The sequence below is a fragment of the Candidatus Blastococcus massiliensis AP3 genome (assembly GCF_000582785.1).
GTDB classification, from domain to species: domain Bacteria; phylum Actinomycetota; class Actinomycetes; order Mycobacteriales; family Geodermatophilaceae; genus Blastococcus; species Blastococcus massiliensis.
This window is the reverse complement of sequence record NZ_HG931174.1, coordinates 701,903-715,628: the sequence shown is the minus strand read 5'-3', so window position 1 is coordinate 715,628 and position 13,726 is coordinate 701,903. Positions and strand designations below refer to the sequence as shown.

General features: G+C 72.4%; 11 protein-coding genes. 6 read left to right on the top strand and 5 right to left on the bottom strand.

The window, feature by feature from the left end; translation table 11 throughout:
- Positions 1–50: 50 nt before the first annotated feature.
- Together BN344_RS11930 and BN344_RS11925 are read left to right on the top strand one after the other, a co-directional pair.
- On the top strand, positions 51–1,538 hold the full coding sequence (locus tag BN344_RS11930; RefSeq protein WP_040338663.1) for an HNH endonuclease signature motif containing protein: 1,488 nt from the start codon (positions 51–53) through the stop codon (positions 1,536–1,538).
- A gap of 139 nt (positions 1,539–1,677) precedes the next feature.
- Positions 1,678–3,189 (top strand): class I SAM-dependent DNA methyltransferase, encoded by a 1,512-nt coding sequence (locus BN344_RS11925; RefSeq protein WP_040338662.1) that lies wholly within the window; start codon positions 1,678–1,680, stop codon positions 3,187–3,189.
- A gap of 35 nt (positions 3,190–3,224) precedes the next feature.
- Here BN344_RS11925 and BN344_RS11920 read toward each other — a convergent pair whose 3' ends face one another.
- The gene (locus tag BN344_RS11920) at positions 3,225–4,979 is read right to left on the bottom strand and encodes an MDR family MFS transporter (protein ID WP_040338661.1); all 1,755 of its coding nucleotides are present in this window, start codon (positions 4,977–4,979) and stop codon (positions 3,225–3,227) included.
- 217 nt (positions 4,980–5,196) lie between these two features.
- On the opposite strand from BN344_RS11920, the gene hrpA reads away from it, so the two are divergent.
- A complete protein-coding gene (gene hrpA, locus BN344_RS11915) occupies positions 5,197–9,144 on the top strand; it encodes an ATP-dependent RNA helicase HrpA (protein ID WP_040338660.1) in 3,948 nt (1,315 codons plus the stop codon).
- A 23-nt stretch (positions 9,145–9,167) separates the two neighbouring features.
- On the opposite strand, the gene BN344_RS11910 is transcribed toward hrpA, so the two are convergent.
- Positions 9,168–9,521: a hypothetical protein gene (locus tag BN344_RS11910; protein ID WP_040338659.1), complete on the bottom strand. Its 354-nt coding sequence runs from the start codon at positions 9,519–9,521 to the stop codon at positions 9,168–9,170.
- A 224-nt stretch (positions 9,522–9,745) separates the two neighbouring features.
- On the opposite strand from BN344_RS11910, the gene BN344_RS11905 reads away from it, so the two are divergent.
- Entirely contained in the window at positions 9,746–10,132 is a 387-nt protein-coding gene (locus BN344_RS11905; protein ID WP_040338658.1) for an ATP-binding protein, read from the top strand.
- A gap of 72 nt (positions 10,133–10,204) precedes the next feature.
- Positions 10,205–10,372 carry a hypothetical protein gene (locus BN344_RS20290; protein WP_166518227.1) on the top strand — a complete coding sequence of 56 codons (168 nt, stop codon included), beginning with the start codon at positions 10,205–10,207 and terminating at the stop codon, positions 10,370–10,372.
- Positions 10,373–10,426: 54 nt separating this feature from the next.
- On the opposite strand, the gene BN344_RS11900 is transcribed toward BN344_RS20290, so the two are convergent.
- Complete coding sequence (locus BN344_RS11900; RefSeq protein ID WP_081788568.1) at positions 10,427–11,770, bottom strand: sulfate adenylyltransferase subunit 1; 1,344 nt, start codon at positions 11,768–11,770, stop codon at positions 10,427–10,429.
- 68 nt (positions 11,771–11,838) lie between these two features.
- Between BN344_RS11900 and BN344_RS11895 the strand changes: the two genes are divergently transcribed.
- Positions 11,839–12,063 (top strand): hypothetical protein, encoded by a 225-nt coding sequence (locus BN344_RS11895; RefSeq protein ID WP_040338657.1) that lies wholly within the window; start codon positions 11,839–11,841, stop codon positions 12,061–12,063.
- Here the strand turns inward: BN344_RS11895 and cysD are convergent.
- Both cysD and BN344_RS11885 read right to left on the bottom strand, forming a co-directional pair.
- A complete protein-coding gene (gene cysD / locus BN344_RS11890) occupies positions 12,054–12,962 on the bottom strand; it encodes a sulfate adenylyltransferase subunit CysD (protein WP_040338656.1) in 909 nt (302 codons plus the stop codon). The genes BN344_RS11895 and cysD overlap by 10 nt on opposite strands.
- A gap of 83 nt (positions 12,963–13,045) precedes the next feature.
- Positions 13,046–13,726: inositol monophosphatase family protein (locus tag BN344_RS11885; protein ID WP_166518226.1), on the bottom strand; the 681-nt coding region annotated here is incomplete at its 5' end.

Sequence of the window (13,726 nt, the reverse complement as noted above, 5' to 3'; positions counted from 1 at the left end):
TCCAGGTCAGCAGCCCGAAAAGTGTCAGACCCCAAACGTACGTTCGGTCCATGCAGCGGATGGCGGGCACCTCCATGGTGGAGGGCTTCCTGTTCGACTGGGTGCGGACCCAGCCGGAGCCGGATCCGCGGCTGCCCGTGTCGTGGTTGGACGATGAGGAGGTCGCAGCCGAGCTGGGGCGGATCCAGCGCCACCGGGCGCGGGAGACCGCCCGGGAGGCGGAGCTGATCCTGCGACTGGCCGAGCTGCGGCCCGACGTCGATGATCCGCAGCCGGGCACTCCGGGTACCCGCAGCCGCACCTGGCGGAAGACCGACCCGGAGTTCGCCGGGGTGAGTGAGTTCTTCCCGGACGAGTTGGCGCATGCGATCAACCTGGGCCGAGGCACAGCGGCGTTCCGGGCCCGGCGGGCCTACACCTGGCGGGACAACCTGCCGGCCACGTTCGCCGCGCTGCGGCGCGGGGAGATCGACGACCGCCGGGCGGGGGTGCTGGCCGACGCGCTGCAGTACGTCTCCTCGGACCTCGCCCGAGGAGTGGAGTCGGTGGTGCTGCCCGAAGCAGTCGATCTGTCGCCGTCCGCGCTGCGCAGGCGGGCGTTGGAGGTGCTGGCCGAGCTGGACGCCACCGCGATCGACCAGCGCCACGAGGAGGCGAAGCAGTCCGCTGACGTGCGGGTGCACGACGCCGGGGACGGCATGGCCACCCTGGCCGCGGACATGACCGCCGAGGACGCTGCGGCTTGTGTCGACGTGATCAACCAACTGGCGCAGATGGCCAAGGCCGACGGTGATCCGCGGCCGATCGGGCAGATCCGCACCGCGATTCACGCGATGCTCATTCTGCGGCCAGCCGATTCCGGTCTGTCGGGGGTGACGGTGAAGCTGGCCGTCACCGCCGCGCTGGAGGGGCTGGAGGGCTCCTCGGCCGGGGGCGGGGAGGTCAACGGGTTCGCGATCACCGCCGCGCACCTTCGGCGGCTGCTCCGCCGGGTCGCCGCGCTGGGTCTGACCACGCCGGAAGGCGGGTCGCTGACGTTCGCGCTCACCGACGACCACGGGCGACTGCTGGCCACCGTGACCGCTGCCGAGCTGGCGCGTCTGGCGAAGCGGGGCTGTCCCGACCACCCGGATGACGGTTCAGACACCGAAACCGGGTGCGGGTGCCCGGTGCTTGAGCCGCCGCCGGCCACCGACGGCTACGAGCCCACCGTCGCTCAGCAGCGGTTCGTCAAGACCCGCGACCGGCGGTGCCGGACCCCCAACTGCGGGCAACGGGTCGGCTGGTCCGACCTGGACCATGTGGCACCGCACGGCCAGGGCGGCGGCACGACTTGCTCGAACCTCTGCTGCCTGTGCCGGTCCCACCATCGGTTGAAGACCTTCGCCCGCGGCTGGACCTTCCGCATGGACCAGGACGGCACCCTGCATGTCACCAGCCCGTCCGGGATCACCCGTACCACCCGGCCGCCGGGCCTGCGACAACCCGACCCTGAACCACCGCCCTACGACTCAGCGAGTGATCCACCACCGTTCTGATTCACACCGACTCTGATCCACCCCACGACGCGCCTCGGCGCGGCCTCGCGGCCGCGCCGCCGGCGCGGCACGCCTTCGCACGGATCTGCACGAGGGCTGCCTCCCTCGGCGTTGCGGACGGACGAGGGATGATGCGACGGTGACGGACACCCGGCGGCTGGTCGACAAGCTGTGGTCGTACTGCAACGTGCTCCGCGACGACGGCGTCGGCACCATCGAGTACACCGAGCAGCTCACCTACCTGCTCTTCCTCAAGATGGCTCACGAGCGCGAGAACCGGCCGCTCAACCCCGAGCGGATCGTGCCCTCGCACCTCTCGTGGCAACGACTGCTCGACGCCGACGGCGACGAGCTCGAGATCACCTACCGCCACATCCTCGAGGAGCTCGGCCGGCGTCCCGGCGTCCTCGGCACGATCTTCCGGAAGGCGCAGAACCGCATCCAGGACCCCGCCAAGCTCAAGCGGCTCGTCGTCGACCTCATCGACCGCGAGAGCTGGTCGGCGATGGGCACCGACGTCAAGGGCGACGCCTACGAGGAGCTGCTCTCCAAGGGCGCCGAGGACATCAAGTCCGGCGCGGGCCAGTACTTCACCCCACGGCCACTCATCGCCGCGATGGTCGACTGCGTCCAGCCCACCGTCGACGACACCGTCATCGACCCAGCGTCCGGCACCGGCGGCTTCCTGCTCGAAGCGCACCGGCATGCCGCCGAGCACGCCGAGCAACTCACCCCTACCCAGCGGGAGCACCTGCGGGACCGGTTCGCGCACGGTGTGGAGATCCACGACGGAACCGCCCGCCTGGCCGCGATGAACCTGATCCTGCACGGAATGGGCAGGCCCACCGGCGACAGCCCGATCGACGTGCGCGACGCGCTGATCCACCTGCCCGCGCGGCGGTGGTCCGTCGTGCTCTCCAACCCGCCGTTCGGGCGCAAGTCCTCGCTCACCATGGTCGGTGCCGACGGACGTGAGGCACGCGAGGACCGGGAGATCGAGCGGCAGGACTTCGTCGTCACGACGTCCAACAAGCAGTTGAACTTCCTGCAGCACATCGCGTCGATCATGGACATCAACGGCCGCGCCGCAGTCGTCCTGCCCGACAACGTGCTCTTCGAAGGAGGGGCCGGAGAGAAGCTGCGCCGCCGCCTCCTCCAGGACTTCGACCTGCACACCATGCTTCGGCTGCCGACCGGCATCTTCTACGCACAGGGTGTCAAGGCGAACGTGCTCTTCTTCGACAAGAAGCCCGCTGGTGAGCGGCCATGGACCGAGCGCCTGTGGGTCTACGACCTGCGGACCAACTCGCACTTCACGCTCAAGCAGAACCCGCTTCGCCGCGCCCACCTCGATGACTTCGTGGCGGCGTACAAGCCTGGCCAGCCGCGCTCCGAGCGGAAGGAGGCCGAGCGGTTTCGCTCGTTCTCCTACGACGAGCTCATCGCACGGGACAAGGCGAACCTCGACATCACGTGGCTGCGCGACTCCTCGCTCGAGGACCTCGACGACCTGCCGTCGCCCGAGGTCATCGCCCGCGAGATCGTCGAGGACCTCACCGCCGCCCTCGTCGAGTTCGAGGCCGTCGCCGCGGCGCTGGAGGCCGGCTCCGCCGTCGACGATGCCCAGGGGGACGACGAACCGCTGACGTGACGGCGGCCCCGGTCCGGGCGGAGGGCGGGCCGGGCTCAGGAGGGCGAGTCGCCGGGGCGGCCCACCGGCGGGGCGACCGACGTCGGCGCGGCGGCACCCGCGGCCTGGGTCGCCTGCTCGCCGGCGTCCTCCGGATCGCCGGGCCCCAGGCCCGCCGCGTCGTCCTGACGTGCCTGGATGCCCGACTTGTTGCTCAGGGGTAGCTGCGGCAGGAACAGGAACACGAAGAACCCGATCGCGACGACCCCTGCCGCGATGAGGAACACCAGGTCGATCGAGGCGGTGAAGCCCTCGCGGAACGGGTCGACCAGCAGCGGGAAGTCGAGAATCCGGGTCGTGTCGGAGGTGATCTCGTCCAGGCCGGCCCGGCCCAGCTGCTGCGCCTGCGCCGCGGCCTCGGGGTTCCCTGCGGCGGCCTCGCCGATCCGGTCCCCGATCTCCTGCGGCATGCGGGTGAACAGCAACGACAGGAACGCCGCCGTCCCGATGGTGCCGCCCATCTGGCGGAAGAAGGTCACCGACGAGGTCGCCACTCCCATCTCCCGCGGGGAGACGGCGTTCTGGACGGCGACGATGACCGGCTGGAAGTTGAAGCCCAGGCCCAGGCCGAGCATGACCATGAAGGGCGCCAGCGCCCACACCGACGTGTCGGCCTCGACGACGACCGACAGCGAGAGCAGCGCCACGACCATCAGTGCGACGCCGACGAGCGGGAACAGCTTGTACCGGCCGGTCCGGGAGATCGCGATGCCCGAGAAGATGCCGCCGGTCATGATGCCCAGGACCAGCGGGATCATCTGCAGGCCGGCGACGGTGGCGCTGGAGCCGTGCACGATCTGCAGGTACTGCGGCAGCAGCAGCAGACCGCCGAACATGCCGGCGCCCATGACGATCGAACCGATGCCGCTGACGGTGAAGGTCCGGTTGCGGAACAGCCGCAGGGGCAGCAGGGCGTCGTCCCGGTAGGCCCGCTCGGCCGCGACGAACAGCACGAAGCCCGCCGCCCCGATGGCGTAGCAGAGCACCGCCCGGCCGGAGGACCAGCCCCAGACACGGCCCTGCTCGGCCACGACGAGCAGCGGGACCAGGAAGGCGACCAGGGTCACCGCGCCCGGCCAGTCGATGCGGTGCTCGCGGCGCTCGTGAGGGAGGTGCAGCACCCGCCAGACGGCGGCGAAGGCCAGCGCGCCCAGCGGCACGTTGATGTAGAAGATCCAGCGCCAGCCCTCGATGCCGAGGATCGAGCCCTGGCCCGCGAAGAAGCCGCCGACGACCGGCCCGAGCACGCTGGAGGAGCCGAAGACGGCCATGAAGTAGCCCTGGTACCGCGAGCGCTCCCGCGGCGGCACGATGTCACCGATGATCGCCAGGGCCAGCGACATCAGCCCGCCGGCGCCGACGCCCTGCACCGCGCGGAAGGCGGCGAGCTGGTACATCGTGTCGGCCATGCCGCACAGGATCGAGCCGACGACGAAGACGCCGATCGCGAACAGGTAGAAGGGCCGCCGGCCGTAGATGTCGGAGAGCTTCCCGTACAGCGGGGTGGCGATCGTCGAGGTGATGAGGAACGCCGTCGTCGCCCAGGCCTGCAGGTCGTAGCCCTGCAGGTCGTCGGCGATGGTGCGGATCGCGGTGGACACCACGGTCTGGTCCAGCGCGGCCAGGAACATCGCGACCATCAGGCCGACGAGGATCGTGACGATCTGCCGGTGGGTGAACGTGCCGTCGGCATCGGGTGCCGCGGCGTCGCGGCGGCGGGCTGCACGGCCGGGCGCGCTGGTCGAGCTCATCGGAGATCTCCTGGGGAAGGCGCGGAGGCGGCGGGGGCCAGCTGCTCCGGATCGAGAAAGCGTACGACCGGTTGGTAAGTGCAAGCACATGGTGTCGGCCCGCACCGACAGTGATGTCGGCGACGTCGCGGTCGCTCGCGGCCGGCAGTGGGATCCTGGGACGGCCGGCGCGGAGCCGCCGGTACCCCGACCAGGCCGAGAGGAACGCGAGCAGCCGGTGAGTTCTCCCCAGGACGACCTCCGCGCGCGCCTCGCCGGCCTCACGCTCGAGGACGAGCACCGGCTGCGGCGCCGGCTCGACGGGCTGCGGAAGACGCAGGACCCCGCCGCGCGGGAGCGCCAGCGGGAGCGCGTTGTGGCCGACGTCGTCGCCGCGGAGGAGCGGATCGCCCGCCGCCGAGCCGCCGTGCCGGCGATCTCCTATCCCGAGGACCTCCCGGTGAGCGGGCGCCGCGACGACATCGCCGCGGCCCTGCGCGACGCCCAGGTCGTCGTCGTGGCCGGCGAGACCGGCTCGGGCAAGACGACGCAGCTGCCGAAGATCGCGCTCGAGCTCGGCCGGGGCGTGCGCGGGCGGATCGGGCACACCCAGCCACGCCGGATCGCCGCGCGCAGCGTGGCCGAGAGGATCGCGGAGGAACTCGGCACACCGCTGGGCGAGGCCGTCGGCTACAAGATGCGCTTCAACGACCAGGTGAGCGACTCCACGCTGGTCAAGCTCATGACCGACGGCGTCCTGCTGGCCGAGATCCAGCGCGACCGGCTGCTGCGCCAGTACGACACGATCATCCTCGACGAGGCCCACGAGCGGAGCCTCAACATCGACTTCCTGCTGGGCTACCTGGCCCAGATCCTGCCGCGGCGGCCGGACCTCAAGCTGGTCATCACCTCGGCGACCATCGACGTCGAGCGGGTGGCGGCCCACTTCTCCGGCGCGCCGGTGGTGGAGGTCAGCGGCCGGACGTACCCGGTGGAGGTGCGCTACCGGCCCGTCGTCGACCCGGACGACGAGGACGCCGATCCCGATCGCGACCAGGTCAGCGCGGTCCTCGACGCCGTCGACGAGCTGGTCGCCGAAGGGCCCGGGGACATCCTGGTGTTCCTCGCCGGCGAGCGGGAGATCCGGGACACCCAGGACGCGCTGGCGGAGCGGGCCCTGCCGAACACCGAGGTCGTGCCGCTCTACTCGCGACTCTCGGCCGCCGACCAGCACAAGGTCTTTTCGCCGCACACCGGGCGGCGGATCGTGCTGGCCACCAACGTCGCCGAGACGTCGCTGACGGTGCCCGGCATCCGGTACGTGATCGACCCGGGGACCGCCCGCATCTCGCGGTACAGCCATCGCACCAAGGTGCAGCGGCTGCCGATCGAGCCGGTCAGCCAGGCCTCGGCGCGCCAGCGGTCGGGGCGCTGCGGGCGGCTGGGCCCCGGCATCGCGATCCGGCTGTACACCGAGGCCGACTTCGAGAGCCGGCCGGAGTTCACCGACCCCGAGATCCTGCGCACGAACCTGGCCTCGGTGCTGCTGCAGATGGCCGCGCTGGACCTGGGCGACGTCGAGGAGTTCCCGTTCGTCGACCCGCCGGACCGCCGCGCCGTCGCCGACGGCCTGGCCCTGCTCGAGGAGCTGCACGCCCTCGACGAGAAGGGTGCGCTGACACCGACCGGCCGCTCGCTGGCCGCGCTGCCGCTGGACCCCCGCATGGCGCGGATGGTGGTCGAGGCCGACCGCCGCGGCGTGCTGGAGGAGGTCCTCGTCATCGCCGCCGGCCTGACCATCCAGGACCCCCGCGAGCGGCCGACCGAGCACCAGCAGGCCGCCGACGAGATGCACCGCCGGTTCGCCGACGAGAACTCCGACTTCCTCGCGCTGCTCAACCTCTGGCGCTACCTCGGCGAGCAGGCCGACGCGCTCAGCGGCAACCAGTTCCGGCGGACGGTCAAGCGGGAGTTCCTGCACTACCTGCGGATCCGCGAGTGGCAGGACCTGCACGGCCAGCTGCGCGGCACGGTCCGGCGCCTGGGCATGACCCTGAACGACCCGGCGCCCGAGCCCGACGAGCGCGGCATCCACACCGCGCTCCTGGCCGGCCTCCTCTCCCACGTCGGCCTCCAGAAAGAGCCCCCGCGGGGACTTTCGGCGCCGAAAGTCCCCGCGCGGGGACGGCCGTCACGGGAGTACCAGGGGACGCGGGGCACGTCGTTCGTCATCGCGCCGGGGACGCCGCTGGCGAAGAAGCCCCCGCGCTGGGTGGTGGCCGCCGAGCTCGTCGAGACCAGCCGGCTGTTCGCCCGCACGGTCGCCCGCATCGACCCCGAGACGGTCGAGAAGCTGGCCGACCACCTGGTGAAGCGGCAGTACTCCGAGCCGCGCTGGGACGCCAAGCGCGGCTCCGTCGTCGCCACCGAGCGGGTCACCCTCTACGGGCTGCCCATCGTCGTCGGCCGCCGGGTGCAGTACGGATCGATCGACCCGGAGATCTCCCGCGAGCTGTTCATCCGGCACGCGCTCGTGCAGGGGGAGTGGACGACGCACCACCGGTTCTGGGCGGACAACCAGCGGGCCATCGAGCAGGTGGCCGCACTCGAGGAGCGGGCCCGGCGGCGGGACATCGCCGTCGACGACGAGACGTTGTTCGAGCTCTACGACGCCCGGATCCCCGCCGACGTCGTCTCCACCCGGCACTTCGACCGCTGGTGGAAGGGCGCCCGGCACGACCAGCCCGACCTGCTCACCTTCACGCCCGAGATGCTCACCAACGCCCGGGCGGCGGGGCAGGTGCGGGTGGAGGACTACCCGGACGAGGTGAGCCTCACCCAGGGCCTGACCCTGCCGCTGTCCTACGCCTTCGCTCCTGGGGCGGCGGAGGACGGGGTGACCGTCGACGTCCCGCTCGGGGTGCTGGACACGGTCGTCGAGCGGACCTCGGGGGAATCGCTCGCCTTCACCGTCCCGGGCCTGCGCGAGGAACTGGTGACGGCGCTGCTGCGCACCCTGCCCAAGCAGGTGCGCCGGGCGCTGGTCCCGATCCCGGACCGGGTGCGCGAGGTGCTGCCGCGGATCGATCCGGGGGAGGCCCTGCTGCCGGCGCTGGAGCGGGAGCTGCGCAGGGCCGCCGGCGTCGTCGTCCCGCCGGACGCCTGGCAGCCCGCCCAGGTGCCCGACCACCTGCGGGCCACCTTCCGGGTGGTGGACGACCAGCAGCGCCCCCTGGCCACCGGCAAGGACCTCGTGGCGCTCAAGGCCACGGTCGCCCCGCAGGCGCGGGCGACCCTGGCCGCCGCGGCGGCCGACGTCGAGCGCACCCGGCTGACCAGCTGGGACGTCGGCACGCTGCCGCGCACGGTGGAGGTCCGCCGCGGCGAGCACCTCGTGACGGCGTACCCGGCGCTGGTCGACGAGGGCGGGACGGTCGGAGTCCGCGTCGTCCCCACCGAGACGGAGGCCGCCCGGCTGAGCCGGCGGGGGGCGCGGCGGCTGCTGGTGCTCGTCGCCGGCTCGCCGGCCAGGCAGGTGGTCAAGGGGCTCTCACCGCGGACCCGGCTGGCGCTGCAGTTCAACCCCGACGGCGAGATCCCGGCCCTGGTCGACGACTGCGTCGATGCCGCCGCCGACGAGCTGATCGCCGCCGCGGGCGGGCCGCCGCGGGACGAGGCGTCCTTCGACGCGCTGGTGGCGACGGCGAAGCGGGAGCTGCACCCCCTCACCGTCGACGCCGTCCAGAAGGTGGAGGCGGTCCTCACGCAGGCGCGCGAGGTGGCCGTGGCCATCGGGGCCGCGCCGGGGCGGCGGGTGCCCGAGGCCGCGATCGCCGACCTGCGCCGGCAGATGACCGGTCTCCTGCACCGCGGGTTCGTCGCCACGGCCGGCCGGCGGCGGCTGCCCGACCTGGTGCGGTACCTCCGCGCGATGGCCCACCGGCTGGAGAAGCTGCCCGCCAACGCCGTCCGCGACGAGCTCTGGACGGCCCAGGTGGCCGCGGTCACCGCGGAGTACGAGCAGTTGCGCACCCAGGTCCCGTCGACCGGGGGACCGGACGACCCGGTCGCCCGCGTGCGCTGGATGATCGAGGAGCTGCGGGTCAGCCTGTTCGCCCAGACGGTCGGAACCCCCCGGCCGGTCTCCGAGCAGCGGGTCTACAAGGCCATCGACGCGCTCAGCTGATCACGGTCGTCCGATCGCGCGGCTCAGGCCTCGCGCTCGGTCGGGTCGTCGCCGTCCCGCAGCAGGGCCGAGATGCGCTGCCGGGTGACGCCGAACATCGCGGCGATGCGGTTGATGCTCACCGACTCCGCCTGCAGGGCCAGTGCCTGCTCCCGTCGCCACTCGTGGCCGGCACCGGCCAGCGTGGAGAGCACGCTCGACACGCTCTCCACCACCAGCGGGCGCGCCTCCCCGTTCACCACGTCGTACCAGGCGCGTCCGGTGGCCCGCTCGTCCAGCAGGGTGACCGCCCGCGCGCGGGCGCGCTGCAGTTCGGCGACGGACTCGTCGATGGCGGTGACGAGGTGCTCCAGCGCCTGAGCGGCACGGTCTGCCACGACGACCCTCCAGCCCTCGGACCTTTGCTGAGTTGCACCCTACTCTTCTGAAACCCCTATTGCATGCAACGGGTGTGACACGCAACGGGTATGACATGCAACGGGGGTTGCGTCAACCGTTCGGGTGAGGAATAGTCGCTCGCAACGGAATGGTGCGAGGCCTTCGAGCCCCGCCGCCGTCGGCCGGCCGGCCACGACTCGTCTCGGCAGATCGGGCACTCCCCATGTCCAGCCTCAGCGCCTGCGTCGACCTCCCGCCGAACGCGGCCTCCGTGCGCGTGGCGCGGCACGTGGTGACCGACCTGATGCGGGCCTGGTGCGCTCCGCACGACGTGGCGGACGCCGCGCTGCTGGTGACCGAGCTCGTGGCGAACGTCGTCGACCACGTGGGTGGGGACGCGTCGTTCACCCTGGAGGTGACGCTGGCCGGCTCCTGGCTGCGGATCGCCGTCGTCGACGGCTCGTCGGTCGTGCCGGTCGTCCAGGAGCTGTCGCGCGACCGGACCCGGGGACGGGGCCTCCAGATGGTGCAGGCGATCGCGGACCGCTGGGGATGCGAGGAACGCCAGGGCGGGAAGCGGGTCTGGTTCGACCTGTCGCCCGCCGTGTGAGGCAGCAGCTGGTTTGCCGGGGCTCTCGATCGGGGACGGGCCGGGGGAAGACGATCGAGAGGGAGGACGGCGATGAGCGAGCCGGACAACACGCAGGCCGCGGGCGAGGGCGTCTCCGACGAGGAGATGGTCGAGACGGTCGCCGGGCAGACCGACAGCGCCTCCGAGCACGCCGACGTGGCGGGCAAGGACTGGGACGGCGACCCGGGTTCGGCCCCGGCGCCAACCGACAAGGCCTGAGGACGAGCTGACCGGTCCCGGCCACCCCGTGCGGGTGGCCGGGACCGGCTGCGTCTAGGGGGCGACGAGCATCCCGGCGCCCACGGTGGCGTTGGTCGCCTCGTCCACCAGGATGAACCGGCCGGTGACGCGGTTGCGGGCGTAGTCGTCGACGAACAGCGGCTGCGTCGTCCGCAGCTTCACCCGGCCGATGTCGTTGAGCCCGAGCTCGCCGGCTTCCGGGTCGCGGTGCAGCGTGTTGACGTCGAGCCGGTACTGCAGCTCCTTGACCATGCCGCGGACGGTCCGGGTGGTGTGCTTCACCGCGATCCGCTGGCGCGGGCGCAGCGGCTCGTCGGTCATCCAGCAGACCAGTGCGTCGAGGTCCTGCGTGGCGTGCGGGGCGTTGGACGGCCGGCAGACCAGGTCCCCGCGGGAGACGTCGAGGTCGTCGGCCAGCCGCAGGGTGACCGCCATCGGCGCGAACGCCTCGTCCACCGGGCCCCGCGGCCCGTCGATCCCGGCGATCGTGGACGTCAGGCCGCTGGGCAGCACCTGCACCTCGTCGCCGGTGCGCAGGACTCCGCTGGCGACGGTCCCGGCGTAGCCGCGGTAGTCGTGGTGGGCGTCGGATTGAGGCCGGATCACGTACTGCACGGGGAAGCGGGCGTCGACGAGGTTGCGGTCGCTGGCCACGTGCACGTGCTCGAGGTGGTGCAGCAGCGAGGGCCCCTGGTACCAGGGCGTGCGCTCCGAGCGCGTCACGACGTTGTCGCCGTTCAGCGCCGAGATGGGGACGACGGTCAGGTCCGGGATGTTCAGCTTCGCGGCGAAGGCGGTGAACTCGTCGCGGATCGCCTCGTAGGCGGCCTCCGACCAGTCGACGAGGTCCATCTTGTTGACCGCCACCACCAGGTGCGGCACGCGCAGCAGCGAGGCGAGGAAGGCGTGTCGCCGGCTCTGCTCGAGCATGCCCTTGCGCGCGTCCACCAGGACGATCGCCAGGTCCGCCGTCGAGGCGCCGGTGACCATGTTCCGGGTGTACTGCACGTGGCCCGGGGTGTCGGCCAGGATGAACGTGCGCCGCGGCGTGCTGAAGTACCGGTAGGCGACGTCGATGGTGATGCCCTGCTCGCGCTCGGCGCGCAGGCCGTCGGTGAGCAGCGCGAGGTCGACGTAGTCGCCCTTGCTGGCCCGCTCGACCGCCTCGTACTGGTCCTCGAAGACGGCCTTGCTGTCGTACAGCAACCGGCCGATCAGCGTGCTCTTGCCGTCGTCGACCGAGCCGGCGGTCGCGATCCGCAGGATGTCCTTGCGGGCGAGGGCGATCTCCGCAGCCTGCTCGGCGGCGGCCGAGTGGACGTCCACGGGCGGCTCGACGCCGGGCTGGGCGGGGGGAGTCTGCTCGGTGGCGGTCATCGGTCGGTCTCCTGGCAGCGGACGGCGGAGCGGCGCACCCTGGGGCGCAGATCCCGGGAGGCAGGCGCATGTTCGTGTTCGCGGTGGCGACGCCGGCGCTGCTGGTCGTCGTCCTCGGCTACGTCGTGGGCTACGCGGCCGGCGCCTGGGTGACCGGCGTGCTCGGCACGTCGTCCCCGGTCGTGGCCGAACGCGTCGGCTGGACCACCGGACTGCTGCTGCTGGCCGTCGTCGTGCGCGTGGCGCTGCTGCTGTGGCGCCGGCGCGGTCGTCGGGAGGGCCATCAGAAGTAGCCCTCCTTCTTGCGGTCCTCCATGGCGGCGTCGCTGACCTTGTCGTCGCCGCGGGTGGCGCCGCGCTCGGTCATCCGGGTCACGGCGATCTCGGCGATGACCTCCTCGACCGTCGTCGCGGTCGAGGGCACCGCGGCGGTGAGGTTGGCGTCCCCGACGGTGCGGTAGCGGACGGTCTCCCGGCGCACCTGCTCGCCGTCGCGCGGCCGGATGAACTCGTTGACCGCGTACAGCATCCCCTGGCGCTCGACGACCTCCCGCTCCTGGGCGAGGTACAGCGGCGGGATCGCGATCTCCTCGCTGAGGATGTACTGCCAGATGTCGAGCTCGGTCCAGTTCGACAGCGGGAAGACGCGGATCGACTCGCCCAGGTGGATGCGGCCGTTGTAGAGGTCCCAGAGCTCGGGGCGCTGGTTCTTCGGGTCCCACTGACCGAACTCGTCGCGGAAGGAGAACATCCGCTCCTTGGCCCGCGCCTTGTCCTCGTCCCGCCGCGCGCCGCCGAACAGGGCGGTGAAGCCGTGCTCCTCGACGGCGTCGAGCAGCACGGGGGTCTGGATGCGGTTGCGGGAGCCGTTGGGCTCCTCCTTCACCGTGCCCGCGGTGATCGCGTCGGGCACGGAGGCGACGACGAGTTCCACGCCCAGCTCGGCGACCCGCTTGTCGCGGAACTCGAGCACGTCGGGGAAGTTCAGCCCGGTGTCCACGTGCATGACCGGGAAGGGGATGCGGGCGGGCGCGAACGCCTTGCGCGCCAGCTCCAGCATCACGATGGAGTCCTTGCCGCCGGAGAAGAGCAGCACCGGCCGCTCGAGTTCCGCGACGACCTCGCGGATCACGTGGATGGACTCGGCCTCCAGCGTCTCCAGCTGGCTCAGCCGGTAGTCGGGCGTGGTCACGAGGCGGGGCTCCGGGGGTCGGGGGCACAGTGCGTCGCCAGCACCAACCCGATCGGATCGGTGCGGATTCCCTCCAGTGTCCGCTATCCGGCGGCGCGCACCGCGGCCAGGATCCGCGGGGCCAGCTCCGGCCGGCAGACGACCAGGTCGGGCAGGGCGAGGGCCTCGGCGTTGTAGACCAGCGGCGCGCCGTCCAGCCGGCTGGTGGCCAGGCCGGCGGCACGGGCGACCGCGACCGGCGCCGCGGAGTCCCACTGGTACATCCCGCCGGCGTGCACGTAGGCGTCGACCTCGCCGCGCACCACGGCCAGCGCCTTGTAGCCGGCCGAGCCCATCGGCACGAGCTCGCCGCCGAGCGCCGCCGCGACGGCCTCCGCGGCGGCCGGTGGCCGGGTGCGGCTGACCGCGATCCGCACCGGACCGCCGTGGGCCGCCGGGACCATCGGCGCGGGCTCGGTGAGCAGCACCTCGTCCAGCGCCGGCAGCGCCACCGCGGCCGTCGCCAGGTCGCCGTCGACCCAGAGCGCCACGTGCACCGCCCAGTCGGACCGGCCGTCCTCGCCGTACTCGCGGGTGCCGTCGAGCGGGTCGACGATCCACACCCGCCGGGCGGAGAGCCGGCGGTGGTCGTCGGCGGCCTCCTCGCTCAGGACGGCGTCGTCGGGGCGCTCGGCGGCGAGCACGGCGCCGATCGCCTGCTGGGCGGCGGCGTCCCCGGCGTCGCCGAGGGCGCGCCCGGCCAGGGTGCCGCCGGACCGCAGGGC